General features: G+C 60.6%; 23 protein-coding genes and 1 pseudogene. 17 read left to right on the top strand and 7 right to left on the bottom strand.

The genetic code is table 11. The features are described 5' to 3' along the window. Nucleotides 1-186 precede the first annotated feature (186 nt). Both rpmG and rpmB read right to left on the bottom strand, forming a co-directional pair. Entirely contained in the window at nt 187-342 is a 156-nt protein-coding gene (rpmG, locus tag IB254_RS27510) for a 50S ribosomal protein L33 (protein WP_007894709.1), read from the bottom strand. Between the two features lie 11 nt (nt 343-353). Next, nucleotides 354-587 (bottom strand): 50S ribosomal protein L28, encoded by a 234-nt coding sequence (rpmB, locus tag IB254_RS27505; RefSeq protein ID WP_003176907.1) that lies wholly within the window; start codon nt 585-587, stop codon nt 354-356. A gap of 445 nt (nt 588-1032) precedes the next feature. Between rpmB and IB254_RS27500 the strand changes: the two genes are divergently transcribed. After that, nucleotides 1033-2619, top strand: coding sequence for an ABC transporter substrate-binding protein (locus IB254_RS27500; protein ID WP_192420552.1), 1587 nt, complete (start codon nt 1033-1035; stop codon nt 2617-2619). Nucleotides 2620-2726: 107 nt separating this feature from the next. Here the strand turns inward: IB254_RS27500 and radC are convergent, their stop codons facing one another. Continuing rightward, on the bottom strand, nt 2727-3401 hold the full coding sequence (gene radC / locus IB254_RS27495; protein WP_192420550.1) for a RadC family protein: 675 nt from the start codon (nt 3399-3401) through the stop codon (nt 2727-2729). Nucleotides 3402-3536: 135 nt separating this feature from the next. Here radC and coaBC point away from each other — a divergent pair, with 135 nt between their 5' ends. The 4 genes and pseudogenes from coaBC to argB all read left to right on the top strand — a co-directional run bounded on the left by coaBC (nt 3537) and on the right by argB (nt 7789). Further along, nucleotides 3537-4745, top strand: a complete 1209-nt coding sequence (gene coaBC / locus IB254_RS27490) for a bifunctional phosphopantothenoylcysteine decarboxylase/phosphopantothenate--cysteine ligase CoaBC (protein WP_192420566.1) — start codon at nt 3537-3539, stop codon at nt 4743-4745. A gap of 5 nt (nt 4746-4750) precedes the next feature. After that, entirely contained in the window at nt 4751-5206 is a 456-nt protein-coding gene (dut, locus tag IB254_RS27485) for a dUTP diphosphatase (RefSeq protein ID WP_008030580.1), read from the top strand. A 256-nt stretch (nt 5207-5462) separates the two neighbouring features. Next, nucleotides 5463-6866, top strand: a pseudogene (locus IB254_RS27480) (phosphomannomutase/phosphoglucomutase); the annotation flags it as partial. A 17-nt stretch (nt 6867-6883) separates the two neighbouring features. Next, nucleotides 6884-7789: an acetylglutamate kinase gene (gene argB, locus IB254_RS27475; protein ID WP_192420546.1), complete on the top strand. Its 906-nt coding sequence runs from the start codon at nt 6884-6886 to the stop codon at nt 7787-7789. 212 nt (nt 7790-8001) lie between these two features. Here the strand turns inward: argB and pyrE are convergent, their stop codons facing one another. Beyond that, entirely contained in the window at nt 8002-8646 is a 645-nt protein-coding gene (pyrE, locus tag IB254_RS27470) for an orotate phosphoribosyltransferase (RefSeq protein ID WP_008038033.1), read from the bottom strand. A gap of 82 nt (nt 8647-8728) precedes the next feature. Between pyrE and IB254_RS27465 the strand changes: the two genes are divergently transcribed. Beyond that, nucleotides 8729-9508 (top strand): exodeoxyribonuclease III, encoded by a 780-nt coding sequence (locus IB254_RS27465; protein WP_008030595.1) that lies wholly within the window; start codon nt 8729-8731, stop codon nt 9506-9508. A 171-nt stretch (nt 9509-9679) separates the two neighbouring features. Here the strand turns inward: IB254_RS27465 and IB254_RS27460 are convergent, their stop codons facing one another. Together IB254_RS27460 and rph are read right to left on the bottom strand one after the other, a co-directional pair. Then, nucleotides 9680-10048 carry a DUF4870 domain-containing protein gene (locus IB254_RS27460; RefSeq protein WP_008038052.1) on the bottom strand — a complete coding sequence of 123 codons (369 nt, stop codon included), beginning with the start codon at nt 10046-10048 and terminating at the stop codon, nt 9680-9682. A gap of 29 nt (nt 10049-10077) precedes the next feature. Then, entirely contained in the window at nt 10078-10800 is a 723-nt protein-coding gene (gene rph / locus IB254_RS27455; protein ID WP_008030600.1) for a ribonuclease PH, read from the bottom strand. Between the two features lie 281 nt (nt 10801-11081). Between rph and IB254_RS27450 the strand changes: the two genes are divergently transcribed. The 6 genes from IB254_RS27450 to IB254_RS27425 all read left to right on the top strand — a co-directional run bounded on the left by IB254_RS27450 (nt 11082) and on the right by IB254_RS27425 (nt 16389). Further along, nucleotides 11082-11945, top strand: coding sequence for a YicC/YloC family endoribonuclease (locus tag IB254_RS27450; protein WP_192420544.1), 864 nt, complete (start codon nt 11082-11084; stop codon nt 11943-11945). A 12-nt stretch (nt 11946-11957) separates the two neighbouring features. Next, nucleotides 11958-12578, top strand: a complete 621-nt coding sequence (gene gmk / locus IB254_RS27445) for a guanylate kinase (protein WP_192420542.1) — start codon at nt 11958-11960, stop codon at nt 12576-12578. A 167-nt stretch (nt 12579-12745) separates the two neighbouring features. After that, nucleotides 12746-13009 carry a DNA-directed RNA polymerase subunit omega gene (gene rpoZ, locus IB254_RS27440; protein WP_008030604.1) on the top strand — a complete coding sequence of 88 codons (264 nt, stop codon included), beginning with the start codon at nt 12746-12748 and terminating at the stop codon, nt 13007-13009. A 57-nt stretch (nt 13010-13066) separates the two neighbouring features. Next, entirely contained in the window at nt 13067-15172 is a 2106-nt protein-coding gene (spoT, locus tag IB254_RS27435) for a bifunctional GTP diphosphokinase/guanosine-3',5'-bis pyrophosphate 3'-pyrophosphohydrolase (protein WP_008038056.1), read from the top strand. 25 nt (nt 15173-15197) lie between these two features. Continuing rightward, nucleotides 15198-15578: a RidA family protein gene (locus IB254_RS27430; RefSeq protein WP_003229509.1), complete on the top strand. Its 381-nt coding sequence runs from the start codon at nt 15198-15200 to the stop codon at nt 15576-15578. Nucleotides 15579-15648: 70 nt separating this feature from the next. Beyond that, a complete protein-coding gene (locus IB254_RS27425; RefSeq protein WP_192420540.1) occupies nt 15649-16389 on the top strand; it encodes a hypothetical protein in 741 nt (246 codons plus the stop codon). 136 nt (nt 16390-16525) lie between these two features. Here IB254_RS27425 and IB254_RS27420 read toward each other — a convergent pair whose 3' ends face one another. Beyond that, nucleotides 16526-17383, bottom strand: a complete 858-nt coding sequence (locus IB254_RS27420) for an SDR family oxidoreductase (RefSeq protein ID WP_192420538.1) — start codon at nt 17381-17383, stop codon at nt 16526-16528. A 188-nt stretch (nt 17384-17571) separates the two neighbouring features. On the opposite strand from IB254_RS27420, the gene exbB reads away from it, so the two are divergent. From exbB to recG, 5 genes are all read left to right on the top strand, one after another. Next, complete coding sequence (gene exbB / locus IB254_RS27415) at nt 17572-18540, top strand: tonB-system energizer ExbB (RefSeq protein ID WP_192420536.1); 969 nt, start codon at nt 17572-17574, stop codon at nt 18538-18540. A 6-nt stretch (nt 18541-18546) separates the two neighbouring features. Beyond that, the gene (gene exbD / locus IB254_RS27410) at nt 18547-18975 is read left to right on the top strand and encodes a TonB system transport protein ExbD (protein WP_008030611.1); all 429 of its coding nucleotides are present in this window, start codon (nt 18547-18549) and stop codon (nt 18973-18975) included. After that, the gene (locus IB254_RS27405; RefSeq protein WP_008038061.1) at nt 18972-19718 is read left to right on the top strand and encodes an energy transducer TonB; all 747 of its coding nucleotides are present in this window, start codon (nt 18972-18974) and stop codon (nt 19716-19718) included. Before exbD ends, IB254_RS27405 begins: the two co-directional genes overlap by 4 nt. 269 nt (nt 19719-19987) lie before the next feature. Continuing rightward, nucleotides 19988-20917: a hydrogen peroxide-inducible genes activator gene (locus tag IB254_RS27400; protein WP_008030615.1), complete on the top strand. Its 930-nt coding sequence runs from the start codon at nt 19988-19990 to the stop codon at nt 20915-20917. 9 nt (nt 20918-20926) lie between these two features. Continuing rightward, on the top strand, nt 20927-23002 hold the full coding sequence (gene recG / locus IB254_RS27395; RefSeq protein WP_192420534.1) for an ATP-dependent DNA helicase RecG: 2076 nt from the start codon (nt 20927-20929) through the stop codon (nt 23000-23002). Nucleotides 23003-23029: the final 27 nt, after the last annotated feature.

Here is a 23029-nt window from a genome sequence, read left to right as displayed (position 1 = left end):
CTTGATCGACGACCGACAATTTAAAGGTCAGCGTGTAGTCTCGCTGACTACGCCTTTTTACTGATTCCATTACGTCCTCCTGAAAAACAGATCAGAAGGTGTAAACCTTATTCAGGACGGGACACAGGCAACAAAAAAGGCCCGTATCTCGCGATACGGGCCTTTTTCGTAAGAGGGAAAAATCAATTACTTGATTTTGCCTTCTTTGTAGATCACGTGCTTGCGAACAACCGGATCAAATTTCTTGATCTCGATTTTGTCCGGAGTAGTGCGCTTGTTCTTGTCGGTAGTGTAGAAGTGACCAGTACCGGCGCTCGAAATCAAACGAATCAATTCACGCATGATTAGCTCCCTTAGATCTTGCCAGCGGCGCGGATTTCGGCCAGCACGACAGTGATGCCACGCTTGTCGATGATACGCATGCCTTTGGCAGATACGCGCAGACGCACGAAACGTTTCTCTTCTTCAACCCAGAAGCGGTGATGCTGCAGGTTCGGCAGGAAACGACGACGGGTTTTGTTGTTTGCGTGGGAAATGTTATTCCCAGTCACCGGACCCTTACCGGTAACTTGACATACTCTCGACATGCCTCAGCCCTCTAAAACCACATGCCCAACCCGGCATGGGTTGGCCGCTTAATCTCTCAGTCATTTGGCGCCAGGCGCCGCGTTTCTTTAGAGGTCTTACCGGCTACACCTACAGTGAAGGAACCGGGCCCCTAGAAAAGAGCGCTGCTTTATACCAGAAAGACTGAGGTGCAACAACATTCCGTGCGCACCGACTTGATAAAAACCCCATTTTTCAGGCTGCGAGCGCCTTGGGTAAAGGCTATCGTCGATAAAGACCGCTCGTCGCAGAAAATCGGCCAACCGGCCAATCCAGGGGTTTCTCGGCCGGCACACACCGAAAACGATCGCACATAGTCCCCTTAAAATGAAAAAGGGGATAGTCATTTACAAAAGAGCCCACTAGGGTAAGCCTTTTCCAGACTGCACTTGCAGATGGGCCTTCGATCTGTAAAGGAATCCGACCATGCGCCTCGCTGCCCTACCGCTGTTGCTCGCCCCGCTTCTACTGAGCCCGCTGGCCCACGCCGCCGCCCTGAGCGTCTGCACCGAGGCCAGCCCGGAAGGGTTCGACGTGGTGCAATACAACTCGCTGACCACCACCAACGCCTCGGCCGACGTGCTGATGAACCGTTTGGTGGACTTCGATACCGCCAGCGGCAAAGTGGTCGCCGGCCTCGCAGACAGCTGGGAAGTCACGCCCGATGGCCTGACCTATGTGTTCAAGTTGCACCCGCAGGTGAAATTCCACCGCACCGAATACTTCAGTCCGACCCGCGAACTGACCGCCGAAGACGTGAAATTCAGCTTCGAGCGCATGCTCGACCCGGCAAACCCTTGGCACAAAGTGGCGCAGAGCGGCTTCCCGCACGCGCAATCGATGCAATTGCCGGCACTGATCAAGAAGATCGACGCGCTGGATCCGCTGACCGTGCGTTTCACCCTCGATCACGCGGACTCGACCTTCCTGCCGACCCTGAGCATGGGCTTCGCCTCGATCTACTCCGCCGAATACGCCGACCAGCTGCTGAAAGCCGGCACCCCGGAGAAGCTCAACAGCCAGCCGATCGGTAGCGGCCCGTTCGTGTTCACGCGTTTTCAGAAGGACGCCACTATCCGCTACAAAGCCAACCCGGATTACTTCCGTGGCAAGCCTTCGGTGGACCCGTTGATCTTCGCCATCACCCCGGACGCCAACGTGCGATTGCAGAAACTGCGTCGTAACGAGTGCCAGATCGCCCTCTCGCCGAAACCGCTGGACGTACAAGCCGCGCTGAAAGAGCCGACACTGAAAGTCGAAAAAACCGATGCGTTCATGACCGCGTTCGTCGCCATCAACAGCCAGCATCCGCCGCTGGACAAGCCTGAAGTGCGCCAGGCGATAAACCTCGCGTTCGACAAGGCCAACTACGTCAAAGCCGTGTTCGAAGACACCGCCGAAGCCGCCAACGGCCCGTATCCACCGAATACCTGGAGCTACGCCAAAGGCTTGCCGGGCTACGCGCATGACGTTGAAAAAGCCAAGGCATTGATGGCCAAGGCCGGCCTGAAAGACGGTTTCCAGACGACGATCTGGACCCGCCCGTCCGGAAGCCTGCTGAACCCCAATCCAAGCCTCGGCGCGCAACTGCTCCAGTCGGACCTGGCGGAAATCGGCATTCAGGCCGAGATTCGCGTGATCGAATGGGGTGAAGTGATCCGCCGCGCCAAGGCCGGCGAACACGACCTGCTGTTCATGGGCTGGGCCGGCGACAACGGCGACCCGGATAACTTCCTGACGCCGCAATTTTCCTGCGCGGCGGTCAAATCCGGCACCAACTTCGCCCGTTACTGCAATCAGGACCTGGACAAGCTGATCAGCGCCGGCAAGACCACCTCCGAGCAAGGTGTACGCACCAAGCTCTATGAACAGGCTCAGGCGCAGATCCAGCAGCAGGCGCTGTGGCTGCCACTGGCCCACCCGACGGCCTTCGCGCTGATGCGCAAGGAAGTCGAGGGGTATGCGGTCAGCCCGTTTGGCCGCCAGGACTACTCCAAGGTCAACCTCAAATAACCCGCCCCCCCCTGTAGGAGCCGGCTTGCTGGCGATGGCATCACCGCGGTCAATCAGCCACACCGCGTTGTCCGGATCGCCAGCAAGCCGGCTCCTACAGAGTCCCGTTACATCCACCCATACTCGGCCATCGACAGCGGATCACCGTCACCGATGATGAAATGGTCGAGCACCCGCACATCGATCAGGTCCAGCGCCTCTTGCAGGCGCTTGGTCAGCTTTCGGTCGGCATGACTAGGGTCGGGATTACCTGAGGGATGGTTGTGGCAAAGGATCAAAGCTGCGGCGTTGTGAGCCAAAGCGCGCTTGACCACCTGACGCGGATAAACGCTGGTGCAGTCGATAGAGCCGCGAAACAGTGATTCAAACGCCAGTACTCGATGTTTCGAATCGAGAAACAGACAACCAAATACTTCATGAGGCTCATGTCGCAGCATCGACTTGAGATAATCACGCACCATCAGCGGATTCTCCAACACGGAGCTGTGGCGCAAGCGCTCAGCCAGATGCCGACGGGCCATTTCCAACACTGCCTGCAACTGCGCAAACTTTGCCGGCCCGAGCCCCAACTGTCCGCTGAATGCCTTTAGATCGGCCTCCAGCAAGGCGCGCAGGCTGCCAAACTGATTCAACAAATGTCGCGCCAGATCCACCGCGCTTTTACCCGACACGCCGGTCCGTAAAAAAATCGCCAACAGCTCAGCGTCCGAAAGGCTCGCCGACCCCAACTCCAGTAACCTCTCCCGCGGCCGCTCGGCCGCCGGCCAATCGCGAATACTCATAGCACCTCCCTGTCTGTGGGCGCCGCTGTTCCGTAGCGGTCGCTGTGATATCGTAGCCCATCTTTTTTGCGGGCGATTTCACTCCTGGGGAGGGGGTATCGCTACGCAGTCATCAACGAAATGAAAGGCAGACCTATGCAGCGGCTGTATCGGAAACGCATCGTTCTGGGCGTCGGCGGCGGTATTGCTGCCTACAAGAGCGCCGATCTGGTTCGCCGCCTGATCGATCAGGGCGCCGAAGTGCGCGTGGTCATGACCCGTGGCGGCGCCGAGTTCATCACTCCGCTGACCATGCAGGCCCTGTCCGGGCACCCGGTTCACCTGGACCTGTTGGACCCGGCGGCCGAAGCGGCGATGGGCCACATCGAACTCGCCAAATGGGCCGACATGGTGCTGATCGCTCCGGCGACCGCGGACCTGATCGCCCGTCTGGCCCAAGGCATCGCCGACGACCTGCTGACCACGCTGGTACTGGCCACCGACGCCGTAGTTGCCGTCGCCCCGGCGATGAACCAGGCCATGTGGCGCGACCCGGCGACCCAGGCCAACCTGCAAACCCTCGAAAACCGCAGCATCAAGGCCTTCGGCCCGGCCTCGGGCAGCCAGGCCTGTGGTGACGTTGGCCTCGGCCGCATGCTCGAAGCCGTCGAACTCGCCCAATGCGCGGCGGACTGCTTCCAGCGCCAGGCGCTGACCGGCAAACACGTGCTGATCACCGCCGGCCCGACCCAGGAAAACATCGACCCGGTGCGCTACATCACCAACCACAGCTCCGGAAAAATGGGCTTTGCCCTGGCCGAAGCTGCCGTTGAAGCAGGCGCCCGCGTGACTCTGATCACCGGCCCGGTGCACCTGCCGACCCCGGATCGCGTCACCCGCATCGACGTGGTCAGCGCCCGCGACATGCTCGCCGCTTGCGAAGCCGCGATCCCTTGCGACCTGTTCATCGCCTCGGCAGCGGTCGCGGACTACCGCCCGGAAGTCGTCGCCCCACAGAAACTCAAGAAAGACCCTACGAACGGCGACGGCTTGCTACTACAAATGGTGCGCAACCCAGACATTCTGGCCACTATCGCCACGCGCCCCGACCGCCCATTCAGCGTCGGTTTCGCCGCTGAAACCGAACACCTGCTCGACTACGCCGCGCGTAAGTTGAAAGACAAGAACCTCGATTTGATCGTCGCCAACGACGTCGCCAACCCGAGCATTGGCTTCAACAGCGAAGAAAACGCCTGCAGCGTGATCGACCGTGAGCTCCACGCCACACTTTTCGCCCAGACCAGCAAGAGCAAGATTGCTCGCCAGCTGATCACTTTTATCGCCGAACGTCTGAACCAGGTTTAATTTACATGCACGCTTTGCAAGCCAAGATCCTCGACCCACGCATCGGTACCGAATTCCCGCTGCCGCAATACGCCACACCAGGCTCCGCCGGCCTCGACCTGCGCGCCATGCTGGAAAAAGACATCGTGATCAAACCGGGTGAAACCGTGCTGATTCCGACCGGCCTGTCCGTCTACATTGGCGATCCTGGCCTGGCGGCGCTGATTCTGCCGCGCTCCGGCCTGGGCCATAAGCACGGCATCGTGCTGGGCAATCTGGTCGGCCTGATCGATTCCGATTACCAGGGTCCGTTGATGGTTTCGTGCTGGAACCGTGGCCAGACCGATTTCAACATGGTGGTCGGCGAGCGCTTGGCCCAGCTGGTTCTGGTGCCGGTGGTTCAAGCGCACTTCGAGATGGTCGAAGAGTTCGTTGAAACCGAGCGCGGCGCGGGCGGTTTCGGGCATTCCGGCAAGCATTGATTTCTGGTTTTCAGGCTGGGCGCCCTGCCCGGCCTGAAGGGTGCTCTGCATTTTCAGAATGAAAATTGCATAGCCGTCATCTGCAAGGTTTAACACTGGAAAACAAGGCATTGGCCGGCCAAATCCTGGTTGGTGTTGGTGACATGGCCTTTTCGCACCACGAACTCTCTGCGAAAAACGCCGTCATACCCTTCAGTTCGAGCCCGCCGAAGCGTTTTTCGCGCGCAGGTCCAGCCACTTTCGAGATGGAGCATTCCCACAGATGAGCACACCAGCCCAAGTCGCACCCAAGTTCCCCGACAGCATTTTCCGCGCGTACGACATTCGCGGCACCGTCCCGGAATTCTTGAACGCTGAAACCGCTTACTGGCTCGGTCGCGCCATTGGCGCCCAAAGCCTGGCCCAGGGCGAACCGAACGTCTCCGTTGGCCGTGACGGCCGCCTGTCCGGCCCGGAACTGGTCGAGCAACTGATCAAAGGCTTGGCCGAGGCCGGTTGCCACGTCAGTGACGTCGGCCTGGTGCCAACCCCGGCGCTGTACTACGCCGCCAACGTACTGGCCGGCAAATCCGGCGTAATGCTCACCGGCAGCCACAACCCGTCGAACTACAACGGCTTCAAGATCGTCATCGCTGGCGACACCTTGGCCAACGAACAGATCCAGGCCCTGCACGACCGCCTCAAGACCAACAACCTGAGCAGCGGCAAGGGCAGCATCACCAAGGTCGAAATCCTCGACCGCTACAACACCGAAATCGTCCAGGACATCAAACTGGCCCGCCGCCTCAAAGTCGTGGTCGACTGCGGCAACGGCGCGGCCGGCGTGATTGCCCCGCAGCTGATCGAAGCGCTGAACTGCGAAGTCATCCCGCTGTTCTGCGAAGTGGACGGCAACTTCCCGAACCATCACCCGGACCCGGGCAAGCCTGAAAACCTGGTCGACCTGATCGCCAAGGTCAAGGAAACCAACGCCGACATCGGCCTGGCCTTCGACGGCGATGGCGACCGCGTTGGCGTAGTGACCAACACCGGCAGCATCGTCTACCCGGACCGTCTGCTGATGCTGTTCGCCCGCGACGTTGTGGCGCGCAATCCGGACGCGGAAATCATCTTCGACGTCAAATGCACCCGCCGCCTGACGCCGCTGATCAAGGAATACGGCGGTCGCCCGCTAATGTGGAAGACCGGTCATTCGTTGATCAAAAAGAAAATGAAACAAACCGGCGCCCTGTTGGCCGGCGAAATGAGTGGGCACATTTTCTTCAAGGAACGCTGGTTCGGTTTCGACGACGGCATTTACAGCGCCGCACGGCTGCTGGAAATCCTCAGCAAGGAAAAATCCACCGCGGAAGAGCTGTTTGCGACCTTCCCGAATGATATTTCTACGCCGGAAATCAATATCCATGTGACCGAAGAGAGCAAATTCAGCATCATTGATGCATTGCACGACGCGAAGTGGGGCGAAGGCGCCGACCTGACCACCATCGACGGCGTGCGAGTCGACTATGCCAAAGGCTGGGGCCTGGTGCGCGCGTCCAACACCACACCGGTGCTGGTGCTGCGCTTCGAGGCCGATGACGAGGCTGAATTGCAGCGCATCAAGGACGTTTTCAAAGTCCAGTTGAAGCGTGTTGCACCTGATCTCCAACTACCGTTCTGATTCACCCGGAGCCCTGAATGACCCTCGAACGCGAAGCCGCCGCCAACACCGCCAAGGTCCTGTCCGAAGCGCTGCCTTACATCCGCCGCTATGTCGGCAAGACGCTGGTGATCAAATACGGCGGCAACGCGATGGAAAGCGAGGAGCTGAAAACCGGCTTCGCCCGCGACATCGTGCTGATGAAAGCCGTCGGGATTAACCCGGTGGTGGTTCACGGCGGCGGCCCGCAAATCGGCGATCTGCTCAAGCGACTGTCGATCGAGAGCCACTTTGTCGATGGCATGCGCGTCACCGACGCGGCAACCATGGACGTGGTGGAAATGGTCCTGGGCGGCCAGGTCAACAAAGACATCGTCAACCTGATCAACCGTCATGGCGGCAGCGCCATCGGCCTGACCGGTAAAGACGCCGAGCTGATTCGCGCGAAGAAGCTGACCGTCACCCGTCAGACGCCGGAGATGACCCAGCCGGAAATCATCGACATCGGTCACGTCGGTGAAGTGGTCGGCATCAATACCGATCTGCTGAACCTGCTGGTCAAAGGCGACTTCATCCCGGTGATCGCGCCAATCGGCGTCGGTGCCAACGGCGAGTCGTACAACATCAACGCCGACCTGGTGGCCGGCAAGGTGGCCGAAGCGCTGAAAGCCGAGAAGTTGATGCTGCTGACCAACATCGCCGGCTTGATGGACAAGTCGGGCCAGGTCCTGACCGGCCTGAGCACTCAACAGGTCGACGACCTGATTGCCGACGGCACGATCTACGGTGGCATGCTGCCGAAGATCCGTTGCGCGCTGGAAGCGGTTCAGGGTGGCGTGGGCAGCTCGCTGATCATCGATGGTCGCGTGCCGAATGCGATCTTGCTGGAAATCTTCACCGATACCGGCGTGGGTACTTTGATCAGCAATCGCAAGCGTCCTTAAGCGATAGCGTACATAAAAAGACCCCGTTCAGCCTGGCTGAGCGGGGTCTTTTTTTGTGCGGACGTGCGCCTGATAAATCGCGGCGCCGCCATCGCCGGCAAGCCGGCTCCTACAAAATCGGTGAGATCCCTGTAGGAGCTGGCTTGCCAGCGATGGTGGCGTGCCTGACACACCGCGTTGCATTGATCGCCAGCAAGCCGGCTCCTACAGGGTTAAACGCCGAATTGGGCGCGGTAGGCTTCTACGGCTGGCAGGTGTTGCTTGAGCTGCGGATCGTCGGCCAGGAATTCCAGCACCTGATTCAGCGAAACAATGCTGATCACCGGAATGCCGAAATCACGCTCAACCTCCTGGATCGCCGACAATTCACCATTGCCACGCTCCTGACGGTTCAGCGCGATCAGCACGCCCGCGGCCTTGGCGCCGTCCTGGGAAGCGATGATCTGCATCACTTCGCGGATCGCGGTGCCAGCGGTGATCACGTCGTCGATGATCAGCACATCGCCGGTCAATGGCGCGCCGACCAGGCTGCCGCCTTCGCCGTGGGCCTTGGCCTCTTTGCGGTTGAAGCACCATGGCAAATCACGGTCGTGATGTTCAGCCAGGGCCACTGCGGTGGTCGCCGCCAAAGGGATGCCTTTGTAGGCCGGACCAAACAATACGTCGAAGGGAATGCCGCTCTCGACGATGGCCGCCGCGTAGAAACGACCCAGCTGCGCCAGGGCCGAACCCGAGTTGAACAGGCCGGCATTGAAGAAGTATGGACTGGTACGCCCGGACTTCAGGGTGAACTCACCGAAGCGCAAAACGCCGCGATCGATGGCAAAACGAATGAAATCGCGCTGATACGCTTGCATGAAAAAAACCCCAAATACCACGGATTTAGCTAATTAGGTTGACGCCGTGTATCATACACGCACGCGATTTTTGGGGCCATTTATGCGGATCATCAGTGTGAACGTCAATGGTATTCAGGCTGCAGTGGAGCGAGGTTTGCTCAGTTGGCTGCAAGCACAGAATGCCGACGTCATCTGCCTGCAGGACACCCGCGCCTCCGCCTTTGAACTGGACGATCCAGCCTTCCAACTGGATGGCTACTTCCTTTATGCCTGCGAAGCCGAAGTTCCCGCCCAGGGTGGCGTGGCTTTGTATTCGCGGTTGCAGCCGAAGGCAGTCATCAGCGGTCTCGGTTTCGAGACGGCCGACCGCTACGGGCGCTACCTGCAAGCCGATTTCGACAAGGTCAGCATCGCGACCTTGCTGCTCCCTTCGGGGCAGAACGGCGATGAAGACTTGAACCAGAAGTTCAAGCTAATGGACGACTTCGCCCGTTATCTGGATAAACAGCGACGCAAACGTCGCGAGTACATTTACTGTGGCTCGCTGTACGTGGCGCAACAGAAGCTGGATATCAAGAACTGGCGCGACAGCCAGCAATCCCCGGGCTTCCTGGCACCTGAGCGTGCCTGGATGGACGAGATTGTCGGCAACATGGGTTATGTCGATGCCCTGCGCGAAGTCAGCCGTGAAGGTGATCAGTACAGCTGGTGGCCGGACAATGAGCAGGCTGAGATGCTCAACCTGGGCTGGCGCTTCGATTACCAGATACTGACGCCGGGCCTGCGCCGCTTTGTACGTAGCGCTCGCTTGCCACGTCAGCCACGGTTTTCGCAGCATGCACCGCTGATCGTGGACTACGACTGGACGCTGACCATCTAGACGTCGTTACACAGACACAAAAAAGCCGACTTCACTGTCGGCTTTTTTGTGGGCGCTGATCTGACTTTCTGTAGGAGCCGGCTTGCTGGCGATGGCGTGTCAGCTACATAAGCGTTAACTGACACGCCATCGCCAGCAAGCCGGCTCCTACACCAAAAATCGCGTTGATCGTTATTTGATCAACCGCCAAGTGAACGGATACCGATACGGCACCCCTTCATTGGCCTTCACGCCAGCAATGATCGTCAACACCAACGCACCGATCGCCAGCAACCCAAACAGGAAGAACCCGATGATCAACACCATCAGCAGGAAGCAGATGGCGGAAGCGATGGCGACGGTGATCTGAAAGTTCAGCGCCTCCTTGCCCTGCGCATCGACAAACGGGTCCATCTCGCGTTTCATCTGCCAGAGAATCAGCGGGCCGATCAGCGTGCCGAACGGAATCCAGATCCCCAACAAGGCGGACAGGTGACAAAACATCGCCCATTGCCGAACTTCTTTGCTCGGGACGGGAAGCAGCTCTTGCTCGTCACTCATGTTGTCCTCCTTGTCTGGGATGGTTCCGGTCAGTCAGCCAGTGCAGCCTTTTGCAGTTCGAAGATTTCGGTCATGCCTTTCTTCGCCAGTTCAAGCATAGCGGTCAACTCTTCAGGCTGGAACGGCGCGCCTTCGGCAGTGCCCTGAACTTCGATGAAGCCGCCAGTGCTGGTCATCACCACGTTCAGGTCGGTCTCGGCAGCCGAGTCTTCCAGGTAGTCGAGGTCGAGCACAGGCTCGCCCTGGTACATACCCACCGAAACGGCAGCGATCATTTGCTTGAGCGGGTCGCCGCCTTTCAGGCCGCCGCGCTTCTTGATCACTTTCAAGGCATCGACCAGCGCAACCATCGCACCGGTGATGGACGCGGTGCGGGTGCCGCCGTCAGCCTGGATCACGTCGCAGTCGACGTACAGGGTGACGTCGCCCAGCTTGGACATGTCCAGCGAGGCGCGCAGCGAACGACCGATCAGACGCTGGATTTCCAGGGTGCGGCCGCCTTGCTTCCCGCGGCTCGCTTCACGCTGGTTACGCTCGCCGGTGGCGCGCGGCAGCATGCCGTATTCGGCGGTCAACCAGCCTTGGCCCTGACCTTTGAGGAAACGCGGCACGCCGTTTTCGACGCTGACGGTGCAGATGACTTTGGTATCACCGAACTCGACCAGTACGGATCCCTCGGCGTGTTTGGTGTAGTTGCGGGTAATGCGGATCGAGCGGAGCTGATCGGCAGCGCGACCACTTGGACGTTTCATAGGGAATACCTGTACGGGGGACGGAAAACTGCCGAGCATTATAGAGCCGCGCGCTAGTACTGGGCACTTCTAAAAAATCCGCCCGACGATTGAAGGCTCTGGCTTGAGCTTAGAACAGCGCTTTACCGACGGCCTGCAGCCCTTTGTCACACCGTGTGTTTGGGCGCATCCGCCCCACTGCGCTACAATCCTGCGCCTTTGCTGCCTGTCGGCTTTAATTCACAGATAGCGGGTCCGCGAAACCTTTGGTAACGCATCGACCTGCATTGCGAGGTACCTCCATGGTGCACAGCATGACCGCCTTCGCCCGCGTCGAGAAAGCCGGCGTCCAAGGCACCCTGAGCTGGGAACTGCGCTCGGTCAACAGCCGCTACCTGGAACCGCACTTGCGTCTGCCGGAGTCGTTTCGCGATCTCGAAGGCGCGGTCCGCGAAGCGCTGCGCCAAGGCATCTCCCGAGGCAAACTCGAATGCACCCTGCGCTTCACCGAAGAGAACACCGATAAACCCCTGCAAATGGATCGCGAACGCGCCGCGCAATTGGTCGCCGCCGCCGAGACCATCGCCGGCCTGATCAAGAACCCGGCCGCGCTGAACCCGCTGGAAGTGCTGGCCTGGCCCGGCGTGCTGGTGGGCGATGCCACCGACCCGCAAGCCCTGAATGCCGAAGCGCTGGCGCTGTTCAACGAAGGCCTGAAGGAACTCAAGGCTGGCCGCGAGCGCGAAGGCGCAGAGCTGGCACGGTTGATCAACGATCGCCTGACGTCCATTGAAGAAGATGTGGTGACCCTGCGTGAACTGGTCCCGCAGATGCTCGCCACCCAGCGCCAGAAAGTCCTCGACCGCTTCGCCGACATGAAGGCCGAAATGGACCCGCAGCGTCTGGAGCAGGAAATGGTCATGCTCGCTCAGAAGAGCGACGTCGCCGAAGAACTGGATCGCCTGAGCACTCATATCATCGAAGTTCGCCGGGTACTCAAGTCCGGCGGCGCTGCCGGTCGGCGCCTCGACTTCCTGATGCAGGAGCTCAACCGCGAAGCCAACACACTGGGCTCCAAAGCCTTCGACCCGCGCAGCACTCAGGCGGCGGTCAACCTCAAGGTGTTGATCGAGCAGATGCGCGAACAAGTGCAGAATATTGAGTAAGGCAAACCCGACATGACCCACAGCACCGGCACCCTGTACATCATTTCCGCCCCTTCGGGCGCGGGCAAGAGCAGCCTGGTCAAGGCCCTGACCGACGCTGATGCGGAGATCCGCGTCTCGGTCTCCCACACAACCCGCGCCATGCGCCCCGGTGAAGTGGACGGCGTGAACTATCACTTCGTCGAACGCGGCGAGTTCGTGAAGATGATCGAGCACGGCGATTTCCTCGAGCGCGCCGAAGTATTTGGCAACCTCTACGGCACTTCGCAAAGCCACCTCCAGCAGACGCTGGACGAAGGCCACGACCTGATTCTGGAAATCGACTGGCAAGGCGCCGAGCAAGTGCGCAAGTTGATGCCCCAGGCCCGCTCGATCTTCATTCTGCCGCCGTCACTGCAGGCCTTGCACCAGCGTCTGACCAATCGCGGCCAGGACAGCGACGAGATCATTGACGGCCGCATGCGTGAAGCCGTCAGCGAGATGAGCCACTACGTTGACTACGACTACCTGATCATCAACGACGATTTCGCCCATGCCCTGCGCGATTTGCAGGCAATTTTCCGTGCCAATCAGCTGCATCAGAAGCGTCAGCAGCAGCGTAACGGCAAACTTTTGGCTGAATTGCTCGGCTAAACAGCTCTTCCCAAAACCGCTGCAAGGGCTTTACATTGGCACTTGCAGCGCGTTGAAGGGCTTGGTCAAAAAATCAGCGCTTCCCTAATCGCTGGTGATTTTTTAAACTGTTGAGTCCGCTCGCCCAACCGGGCAGCGCGCATATTGCATTCGCTCCGAGGAATACCATGGCCCGCGTAACCGTTGAAGACTGCCTAGAACACGTGGAAAACCGCTTTGAGCTGGTCATGCTCTCTACCAAGCGTGCCCGTCAACTGGCCACCGGTGGCAAAGAGCCGCTGGTTCAGTGGGAAAACGACAAGCCTACCGTTGTAGCGCTGCGTGAAATCGCTGAAGGCCTGATGAGCTACGAGTTCATCGCCGAGCAAGAAATCGTCCAGGATGAACCGCTGTTCGCAGCGTTCGAGGACGAGTCCAACGAGGCCGTCTAAGCCTATGCCTGGTCGACGTAGCACGGCGCGGGGTCACAGCGAACGGCAGGAGTCATCATGCCGAGCATAGACGCCCTCGCCGATCGCTTATCGACCTACCTCGGCAAGGACCAGGTCAACCTGGTCCGCCGAGCGTACTTCTACGCCGAACAAGCCCACGACGGCCAACGCCGCCGCAGTGGCGAGGCGTATGTCACGCATCCTCTTGCGGTGGCGAATATTCTTGCCGACATGCACATGGACCATCAGAGCTTGATGGCTGCGATGCTGCATGACGTGATCGAAGACACCGGTATTGCCAAGGAAGCGCTGCAAGCGCAGTTCGGCGAAACCGTGGCCGAACTGGTCGATGGCGTCAGCAAGCTGACCCAGATGAACTTCGAGACCAAGGCCGAAGCACAAGCCGAAAACTTCCAGAAAATGGCCATGGCCATGGCGCGCGACATTCGCGTGATCCTGGTCAAACTCGCCGACCGCCTGCACAACATGCGCACGCTGGAAGTCCTGTCCGGTGAAAAACGCCGGCGGATCGCCAAGGAAACCCTGGAAATCTATGCGCCCATTGCCAACCGGCTGGGCATGCACGCCATCCGCATAGAATTCGAAGACCTCGGCTTCAAGGCCATGCACCCGATGCGTTCCGCGCGGATCAACCAGGCGGTCAAACGCGCCCGGGGCAACCGCAAGGAAATCGTCAACAAGATCGAAGAATCCCTCGGCCACTGCCTGGCCATCGATGGGATTCAGGGCGAAGTCAGCGGTCGCCAGAAACACCTCTACGGCATCTACAAGAAAATGCGCGGCAAACGTCGGGCCTTCAACGAGATCATGGACGTCTATGCGTTCCGGATCATCGTCGACAAGGTCGATACCTGCTACCGCGTGCTGGGTGCTGTACACAATTTGTACAAACCGCTGCCGGGGCGCTTCAAGGATTACATCGCGATCCCCAAGGCCAACGGCTACCAGTCGTTGCACACCACGTTGTTCGGCATGCACGGTGTTCCGATCGAGATCCAGATCCGCACCCGTGAAATGGAAGAGATGGCCAACAACGGCATCGCCGCCCATTGGCTGTACAAATCCAGCGGTGACGAGCAGCCCAAAGGCACTCACGCCCGCGCCCGCCAGTGGGTCAAAGGCGTGCTGGAAATGCAGCAACGCGCCGGCAACTCGCTGGAATTCATCGAAAGCGTGAAGATCGACCTGTTCCCGGACGAGGTCTACGTGTTCACGCCCAAAGGCCGGATCATGGAGCTGCCCAAAGGCTCCACGGCGGTCGACTTCGCGTATGCGGTGCACACCGACGTGGGCAACAGCTGCATTGCCTGTCGGATCAATCGTCGTCTCGCACCGTTGTCCGAACCGCTGCAAAGCGGCTCCACGGTCGAGATCGTCAGCGCTCCCGGCGCACGGCCGAACCCGGCGTGGCTCAACTTCGTGGTCACCGGCAAGGCGCGAACCCATATCCGCCATGCGCTGAAACTGCAACGTCGCTCCGAATCCATCAGCCTCGGCGAACGCCTGCTGAACAAGGTCCTCAACGGTTTCGACAGCGCCCTGGACAAAGTTCCGGCCGAGCGCGTCAAAGCGATGCTCACCGAGTACCGCCTCGAACTGATCGAAGACCTGCTCGAAGACATCGGCCTGGGCAATCGCATGGCTTACGTGGTCGCCCGCCGCCTGCTGGGCGAAGGCGAACAGTTGCCAAGCGCGGAAGGCCCGCTGGCGATTCGCGGCACCGAAGGTCTGGTGCTCAGCTACGCCAAGTGCTGCACGCCGATCCCGGGCGACCCGATTGTCGGTCACCTGTCGGCGGGCAAAGGCATGGTTGTGCACCTGGACAACTGCCGCAACATCAGCGAAATCCGCCACAACCCGGAAAAATGCATCCAGCTCTCGTGGGCCAAGGATGTCACCGGCGAATTCAACGTCGAGCTGCGCGTCGAGCTGGAACACCAGCGCGGCTTGATCGCACTGCTGGCCAGCAGCGTTAACGCGGCCGACGGCAATATCGAAAAAATCAGCATGGACGAACGCGATGGTCGCATCAGCGTGGTCCAACTGGTGGTCAGCGTGCACGACCGCGTGCATCTGGCTCGCGTGATCAAGAAACTGCGCGCACTGACCGGGGTGATCCGCATCACCCGCATGCGCGCCTAAGCCAACCTATTACAAGGAGTCATTCATGACCAAGACTGTTATCACCAGCGATAAGGCCCCGGCCGCCATCGGCACTTACTCCCAGGCGATCAAGGCTGGCAACACCGTTTACATGTCGGGTCAGATTCCTCTGGACCCAAAAACCATGGAACTGGTTGAAGGCTTCGAAGCCCAGACCGTCCAGGTGTTCGAGAACCTGAAAGCCGTGGCTGAAGCCGCTGGCGGTTCGTTCAAGGACATCGTCAAACTGAACATCTTCCTCACCGACCTGAGCCACTTCGCCAAGGTCAACGAGATCATGGGCAAGTACTTTGACCAGCCATACCCAGCCCGCGCCGCCATCGGCGTAGCCGCCCTGCCAAAGGGTTCGCAGGTTGAAATGGATGCCATTCTGGTCATCGAGTAATGCGTTCGGCGCAGCCCGAAAGGCTGCGCCAATGCCGTATGTATAAAAAGCGTTTTGAAAGGATTCCACCATGCGCACTGCGCTTGCTGTCTCGCTGGTCGCCCTGTTCTTGGGCGGATGTGCCAGCAACCCTGCCGACCGCGACATCAGCGGCACCTGGATCAATCAGGTGGCGATCGATGCTGCGTCCAAAGGCGGCCCCCTGCGCGAAGCGCTCCAGGCTTATGGTCCGAACCTGGAATGGGACGTCAATACCAAGGCCGGTCAGGCCCGCTACACCAACGGTTTTGAGAACGTCGAAGGCAAGCTGCTGGGCGAAGCGTCCGGCGCCTGGAAAGTCGACTTCTACGGCAGTTCCGCCAGTGAGCTGAAGCGTGACGGCAAGCAACTGGCCCAAGTCGCCAGCGACAACGAACCCGCACAGGTCTTCGACCGCGCGCTGATCCCGGTGCCGGATGGCGCACCGATGGGTGCCAGCTTCGAACGCGCACTGTATTCCGCCTATATGGGCGGCAACTGGAAAGTCGTCAGCGGTCCTGGCGAAGGCAGCTCCGTGCAGTTCCAGGCCGACGGCCAGGTAACCGGTTTGCCGGGTGCGGATCGCTACGCGCTGTGCCTGGCGGGCGATTGCGCATCGATGAGCGGCGGCAACGACAACATGTGGTTGCAGCTCAAGGGCCAGGGCAACACCTGGATCTTTGCGCGCAAGGGCAAGGAACTGGAGATCCTCCAGGCTGTGAACACCGCGCAGGCAGACGAAATGCCGCAGTTCACGCCGGGTGATCGCAAGTGGTTGCTCGAGAAGCAGTAACCCGCAAGCCCCACGCAAAACCAACTGTAGGAGCCGGCTTGCTGGCGATAGCGTCGTAACATTCAACATTAATGTTGCCTGAAACACCGCTATCGCCAGCAAGCCGGCTCCTACAGTTGTATGTGGGGCCTGGAAATCAGCAGCGGCCTTCAAGAATGGCGGCGTACCCTTCGCGATAGCTCGGGTACTTCGGCACCCAACCCAAGGCCTTCACCCGCGCATTGCTGCACTGCTTGCTGCCCGTGCGCCGCACACTCGCATCGTCAGCCCATTCAGTCACGCCCAGATATTCACGCAGCCAATCCACCACTTCGGCCAGCGGTGCAGGCGCGTCGTCGACGCCGATATAAACGTCATCCAACGCCACACCGCGCCGATCCGCCTCAAGCAGAAACGCCAACAAGCCAGCCGCGTCATCCACGTGAATCCGATTGCCGTACAACGGCGGATCAATCGCCACGCGATATCCGCGACGAACCTGCGTCAGCAGCCATTCGCGGCCCGGGCCGTAGATGCCGGTCAAACGCACAATGCTTGCAGGGATCCCACTGTTGAGCGCCACTTGTTCCGCCTCCAGCATCAGTCGACCTGAATAGCCGGCAGCGATGGTCGGCGATGTTTCGTCGACCCACTCGCCGTCCTGCTGGCCGTAAACGCTGCTACTGGAAACGAACAGCAGGCGATTGGGCACCTGTCCGTAGTCGTCCAGCCATTCGATCACATGCTGCAAGCCCTCGACATAAGCGGCGCGGTAACCGGCTTCATCGTGAACGGTGGCTGCCGCGCAATACACCAGGTAGTCCACCGCACCGACCGGCCAGGTTTGCGGGCAATCCTTGTTGAACAAGTCACCGGCAACACCAATCACCCCTTCGGGCAGGCGCGAAACGTCACGGCGCAGGCCATGAACTTCCCACCCCGCAGCCAACAATTGTGTAGCCAGACGACTGCCGACATCACCGCAGCCGGCGATCAAAACAGAGGGCGCGGACATCAAAAAACTCCTATCGGAAAGCCACAGACTAGCGCCGGCAATGGACGAGCGGCTAGCAACGAAGGAAAAAAAGATACTCTATTACTTCTGTTAACAAGAATTACTTGCAATAATGCCCGCCACTTTTGTTCTCGGCCTTCGAGGCCTGGAAGAACATTTACCGTCTTTTTCTCTCAGGTCCGGCCAGCATGACACGCAATCAATTCCCCGCTTCGCCAACCAATCGACCTCGCGCCTGGAGCGCGGTGGCCGCCCTGTTGCTCAGCCTGATGCTGGCGCCAACCGCCGCCTTCGCTGACGCACAAGCCCCGGCCACCCCAGCCGCCGCCACTGCGCCCGCTCCCGCCGACCACTCTGCCGAACACGCAGCACCGGTTGCCACCGATCCGGCCCAGGCCGTAGACGCCGCTGGTGAAGACGCGCCGCAAGTCCTCGAAGCCGACAACAGCCTGGGCATGGCCCATGACCTGTCGCCGTGGGGCATGTACCAGAACGCCGACATCATCGTGAAAATCGTGATGATCGGCCTCGCCATCGCATCGATCATCACCTGGACCATCTGGATCGCCAAGGGCTTTGAGCTGATGGGCGCCAAGCGTCGTCTGCGCACTGAAATCGTCCACCTGAAGAAAGCGGCCACCCTCAAGGAAGCCAGTGTAACGGCAGCCAAGCCCGGCACCCTCGCCAACCTGTTGGTGCACGATGCGCTGGAAGAGATGCACCTGTCGACCAACAGCCGCGAGAAAGAAGGCATCAAGGAACGTGTCGCCTTCCGTCTCGAGCGTCTGGTCGCAGCCTGCGGTCGCAACATGAGCAGCGGCACCGGCGTCCTCGCCACCATCGGTTCCACCGCGCCGTTCGTGGGCCTGTTCGGCACCGTGTGGGGCATCATGAACAGCTTCATCGGCATCGCCAAAACCCAGACCACCAACCTCGCCGTCGTAGCTCCCGGCATCGCCGAAGCCTTGCTGGCCACCGCACTGGGCCTGGTGGCCGCGATTCCAGCCGTTGTGATCTACAACGTGTTCGCCCGCTCCATCGCCGGCTACAAGGCGCAAGTGTCCGACGCCTCGGCAGAAGTCCTGTTGCTGGTCAGCCGCGACCTCGACCACCAGCCTGAGCGCAGCTCGCAACCGCACATGGTGAAAGTGGGGTAATCGGCCATGGGCCTGCATTTGAAAGAAGGCGCAGACGACGATCTGGCCGAGAACCACGAAATCAACGTCACGCCGTTCATCGACGTGATGCTGGTGCTGTTGATCATCTTCATGGTGGCCGCTCCGTTGGCCACCGTGGACATCAAGGTCGACCTGCCTGCCTCCAGCGCCAAACCGGCGCCGCGGCCAGAGAAACCGGTGTTCCTCAGCGTCAAGGCTGACCAGCGCCTGTTCCTCGGCGAAGACGAAGTGAAAGCCGAAGCACTCGGCGCCACGCTCGACGCCAAGACCCAGGGCAAGAAAGACACGACGATCTTCTTCCAGGCCGATAAAGGCGTGGACTACGGCGACCTGATGAGCGTGATGGACAACCTGCGCGCTGCCGGCTACCTGAAGGTCGGTCTGGTCGGACTCGAGACGGCAGTGAAGAAATGATCACGACGCGCCATAAGCTGACGCGTTACGGCGGTAGCCTGGCCGTGGTGCTGGGCGTCCATGCGCTGGCCATTGCGCTGGCGCTGAACTGGACGTCGCGCCCACCTATCGAGCTGCCGCCGCAGGCGATGATGGTCGAGTTGGCGCCGGTTCCGGCACCACCTCCTCCGGCACCACCGAAGGTGATAACGCCGCCACAACCACCTGCTCCGGTGGAAGAGCTGCCGATCCCGAAACTGGCCGAAGTGCCTAAGGCAGAAATCACCGTACCGAAGCCGGTCAAACCCAAGCCCAAGCCTCAACCGCCCAAGCCTGTGGAGAAAAAGCCGGAGCCGCCGAAGGAAAAACCGTCCGAGGAAAAACCGAGCGAAGCGCAACCGACCCAGGCGCCGACGGAGAAATCCGCTCAACCGGCACCAGGCCCATCACCTGCGCAGCAAGCGGCCAAGGCCAGTTGGCAAGGCACCCTGCTGGCGCACCTGGCCAAGTACAAAAAGTACCCGGCCAGTGCACAGGCGCGGGGCAAGGAAGGTTTGAACCGTCTGCGCTTCGTGGTGGACGGCGAAGGTAACGTGTTGTCGTTCGAACTGGTGGGCCGTTCGGGCAACGCCGATCTGGACCGGGCCACCCTGGAAATGATCAAGCGTGCCCAACCGCTGCCCAAACCGCCGGCCGACATGCTGAACAACGGCTCCATCGAAATTGTTGCACCGTTTGTTTACTCGCTGGAACGCCGCCGCTAAAGAGAACCCTGTAGGAGCGAAGCTTGCTCGCGAAAACGGTATGTCATTCACGAATGATTCGACTGACATACCGCTTTCGCGAGCAAGCTTCGCTCCTACAGATTCTGTGGCGGTAACAAGATATGCAAAAGGCACCCGAAAGGTGCCTTTTGCATATCCGCCAGCGGCAAACCGGCATTACCCGGTGTCACTCGACACACTCTCTCTGATAACGTGCGTCTATCGATTGCAGCCGGTATGCTTGGCCCGCAACTTCATGGACGCTCGCTATGACTCTTACAGAATTACGCTACATCGTTACCCTCGCCCAAGAGCAGCACTTTGGCCACGCGGCCGAGCGTTGCCACGTCAGCCAGCCGACCCTGTCGGTGGGCGTGAAAAAGCTTGAAGACGAACTCGGTGTGCTGATTTTCGAGCGCAGCAAGAGCGCCGTGCGCCTGACCCCGGTCGGCGAAGGCATCGTGGCCCAGGCCCAAAAAGTCCTGGAACAGGCCCAAGGCATCCGCGAACTGGCCCAGGCCGGCAAGAACCAGCTGACCGCCCCGCTGAAAGTCGGCGCCATCTACACCGTCGGCCCGTACCTGTTTCCGCACCTGATTCCGCAACTGCACCGGGTCGCCCCGCAGATGCCGTTGTACATCGAAGAAAATTTCACCCACGTGCTGCGCGACAAACTGCGCAACGGCGAGCTCGACGCGATCATCATCGCCCTGCCGTTCAACGAAGCCGACGTCCTGACCCTGCAGCTCTATGACGAGCCGTTCTACGTCCTGATGCCGGCCCAGCACCCGTGGACGCAAAAAGAATCCATCGACGCCGCCCTGCTCAACGACAAGAGCCTGCTGCTGCTCGGCGAAGGCCACTGCTTCCGCGATCAAGTGCTGGAAGCCTGCCCGACGCTGACCAAAGGCAACGACGGCGCCAAGCACACCACGGTGGAATCCAGCTCGCTGGAAACCATTCGCCACATGGTCGCCTCGGGGCTCGGGATTTCGATCCTGCCGCTGTCGGCCGTGGACAGCCATCACTACGCCCCCGGCGTGATCGAAGTGCGCCCACTGACCGCCCCGGTGCCGTTCCGCACCGTGGCCATTGCCTGGCGCGCGAGCTTCCCGCGTCCGAAAGCCATTGAGATCCTCGCTGACTCCATTCGCCTGTGCTCGGTGGCCAAGCCGCCCGCGCCGGTGGCTGCGGCTTAAGTTGCTGTCATGACCGAGTTGTCGCAAGTGTCGGTCACGGCACTCAAGGGTGTCGGCGAGGCCATGGCCGAGAAACTGGCCAAGGTCGGCCTGGAGAATCTCCAGGACGTGCTGTTTCACCTGCCGCTGCGTTATCAGGACCGCACTCGCGTAGTCCCGATCGGCCACCTGCGACCGGGGCAAGATGCCGTAATCGAAGGCACCGTCAGCGGTGCCGATGTGGTCATGGGCCGGCGCCGCAGCCTGGTCGTGCGCTTGCAGGACGGCACCGGCGGGCTCAGCCTGCGCTTCTACCATTTCAGCAACGCCCAGAAAGAAGGCCTCAAACGTGGCACGCGGATTCGCTGCTACGGCGAAGCGCGGCCCGGTGCATCGGGGTTGGAGATCTACCACCCGGAATACCGCGCCCTCACCGGCGACGAGCCGCCGCCCGTGGATGAAACCCTGACGCCGGTGTACCCGCTCACCGAAGGTTTGACCCAGCAGCGTTTACGCCAGCTCTGCATGCAAACCCTGACGATGCTCGGCCCGACCAGCCTGCCGGATTGGTTGCCGAACGAACTGGCGCGGGACTATCAACTGGCGCCGCTGGCCGATGCGATTCGTTACCTGCATCACCCGCCGGCCGATGCCGACGTCGACGAACTCGCCCTCGGCCATCATTGGGCGCAGCACCGTCTGGCCTTTGAAGAACTGCTGACTCATCAACTCTCGCAGCAGCGTCTGCGCGAAAGCATGCGTTCCCTGCGCGCGCCGGCGATGCCGAAAGCCACTCGATTGCCGGCCCAATACCTGGCCAATCTCGGCTTCAATCCGACCGGTGCCCAACAACGCGTCGGCAACGAAATTGCCTATGACCTCAGCCAGCACGAACCAATGCTGCGCTTGATTCAGGGCGACGTCGGCGCGGGCAAAACCGTGGTCGCCGCCCTTGCCGCGCTGCAAGCGCTGGAAGCGGGTTATCAAGTGGCGTTGATGGCGCCGACCGAGATCCTCGCCGAGCAGCATTTCATCACCTTCAAGCGCTGGCTCGAACCGCTGGGCATTGAAGTCGCGTGGCTGGCCGGCAAGCTCAAAGGCAAGAACCGCGCGGCCGCGCTGGAACAGATCGCCAGCGGCACGCCGATGGTGGTCGGCACTCACGCGCTGTTCCAGGACGAAGTGCAGTTCAAGAACCTCGCGCTGGTGATCATCGACGAACAGCACCGTTTCGGCGTGCAACAGCGCCTGGCGCTGCGCCAGAAAGGTGTCGGCGGGCGCATGTGTCCGCATCAACTGATCATGACCGCCACGCCGATCCCGCGAACGCTGGCGATGAGCGCCTACGCCGACCTCGACACCTCGATCCTCGACGAACTGCCGCCCGGCCGAACCCCGGTCAACACCGTGTTGGTCACCGACACCCGGCGCGTCGAAGTCATCGAACGGGTGCGCGGCGCCTGCGCCGAAGGGCGTCAGGCCTATTGGGTGTGCACGCTGATCGAAGAGTCGGAAGAGCTGACCTGCCAAGCGGCGGAAACCACCTTTGAGGACCTCACCGCCGCCCTCGGCGAGTTGAAGGTCGGGTTGATTCACGGCCGCATGAAGCCCGTGGAAAAAGCCGCCGTGATGGCCGAATTCAAGGCCGGCAACCTGCAACTGCTGGTCGCCACCACCGTGATCGAAGTCGGCGTCGACGTGCCGAACGCCAGCCTGATGATCATCGAAAACCCAGAACGCCTCGGCCTCGCGCAGTTGCACCAATTGCGCGGCCGTGTCGGTCGGGGCAGCGCCGCCAGCCATTGCGTGCTGCTCTACCATCCGCCGTTGTCACAGATCGGCCGCCAGCGCCTGGGCATCATGCGCGAAACCAACGACGGGTTTGTCATCGCCGAGAAAGACCTGGAACTGCGCGGCCCCGGCGAAATGCTCGGCACGCGCCAGACCGGTCTGCTGCAATTCAAGGTCGCGGACCTGATGCGCGACGCCGATCTGCTGCCCGCCGTGCGCGACGCCGCCCAGGCATTGCTGGAGCGTTGGCCGGATCACGTCAGCCCGCTGCTCGACCGCTGGCTGCGCCACGGGCAGCAATACGGCCAAGTGTGAGCACCGTCGCAGTTTCTGGACCCTGCC

Source organism: Pseudomonas sp. PDM03, from assembly GCF_014852385.1.
GTDB lineage: Bacteria > Pseudomonadota > Gammaproteobacteria > Pseudomonadales > Pseudomonadaceae > Aquipseudomonas > Aquipseudomonas migulae.
The sequence above is the reverse complement of the archived record's forward strand: the minus strand, read 5'-3'. Positions and strand labels throughout refer to the sequence as shown.

Bases quoted from the DNA above. Each gene is read 5' to 3' on its own strand.
- rpoZ (WP_008030604.1), top strand. From the start codon at position 12,746: ATGGCCCGCGTAACCGTTGAAGACTGCCTAGAACACGTGGAAAACCGC.
- IB254_RS27460 (WP_008038052.1), bottom strand. From the start codon at position 10,048: ATGAGTGACGAGCAAGAGCTGCTTCCCGTCCCGAGCAAAGAAGTTCGG.
- IB254_RS27450 (WP_192420544.1), top strand. From the start codon at position 11,082: ATGGTGCACAGCATGACCGCCTTCGCCCGCGTCGAGAAAGCCGGCGTC.
- spoT (WP_008038056.1), top strand. From the start codon at position 13,067: ATGCCGAGCATAGACGCCCTCGCCGATCGCTTATCGACCTACCTCGGC.
- rpmB (WP_003176907.1), bottom strand. From the start codon at position 587: ATGTCGAGAGTATGTCAAGTTACCGGTAAGGGTCCGGTGACTGGGAAT.
- coaBC (WP_192420566.1), top strand. From the start codon at position 3,537: ATGCAGCGGCTGTATCGGAAACGCATCGTTCTGGGCGTCGGCGGCGGT.
- exbB (WP_192420536.1), top strand. From the start codon at position 17,572: ATGACACGCAATCAATTCCCCGCTTCGCCAACCAATCGACCTCGCGCC.
- radC (WP_192420550.1), bottom strand. From the start codon at position 3,401: ATGAGTATTCGCGATTGGCCGGCGGCCGAGCGGCCGCGGGAGAGGTTA.
- IB254_RS27425 (WP_192420540.1), top strand. From the start codon at position 15,649: ATGCGCACTGCGCTTGCTGTCTCGCTGGTCGCCCTGTTCTTGGGCGGA.
- exbD (WP_008030611.1), top strand. From the start codon at position 18,547: ATGGGCCTGCATTTGAAAGAAGGCGCAGACGACGATCTGGCCGAGAAC.
- rpmG (WP_007894709.1), bottom strand. From the start codon at position 342: ATGCGTGAATTGATTCGTTTGATTTCGAGCGCCGGTACTGGTCACTTC.
- recG (WP_192420534.1), top strand. From the start codon at position 20,927: ATGACCGAGTTGTCGCAAGTGTCGGTCACGGCACTCAAGGGTGTCGGC.
- IB254_RS27500 (WP_192420552.1), top strand. From the start codon at position 1,033: ATGCGCCTCGCTGCCCTACCGCTGTTGCTCGCCCCGCTTCTACTGAGC.
- IB254_RS27430 (WP_003229509.1), top strand. From the start codon at position 15,198: ATGACCAAGACTGTTATCACCAGCGATAAGGCCCCGGCCGCCATCGGC.
- IB254_RS27405 (WP_008038061.1), top strand. From the start codon at position 18,972: ATGATCACGACGCGCCATAAGCTGACGCGTTACGGCGGTAGCCTGGCC.
- gmk (WP_192420542.1), top strand. From the start codon at position 11,958: ATGACCCACAGCACCGGCACCCTGTACATCATTTCCGCCCCTTCGGGC.
- rph (WP_008030600.1), bottom strand. From the start codon at position 10,800: ATGAAACGTCCAAGTGGTCGCGCTGCCGATCAGCTCCGCTCGATCCGC.
- IB254_RS27400 (WP_008030615.1), top strand. From the start codon at position 19,988: ATGACTCTTACAGAATTACGCTACATCGTTACCCTCGCCCAAGAGCAG.
- IB254_RS27465 (WP_008030595.1), top strand. From the start codon at position 8,729: ATGCGGATCATCAGTGTGAACGTCAATGGTATTCAGGCTGCAGTGGAG.
- dut (WP_008030580.1), top strand. From the start codon at position 4,751: ATGCACGCTTTGCAAGCCAAGATCCTCGACCCACGCATCGGTACCGAA.
- IB254_RS27420 (WP_192420538.1), bottom strand. From the start codon at position 17,383: ATGTCCGCGCCCTCTGTTTTGATCGCCGGCTGCGGTGATGTCGGCAGT.
- pyrE (WP_008038033.1), bottom strand. From the start codon at position 8,646: ATGCAAGCGTATCAGCGCGATTTCATTCGTTTTGCCATCGATCGCGGC.
- argB (WP_192420546.1), top strand. From the start codon at position 6,884: ATGACCCTCGAACGCGAAGCCGCCGCCAACACCGCCAAGGTCCTGTCC.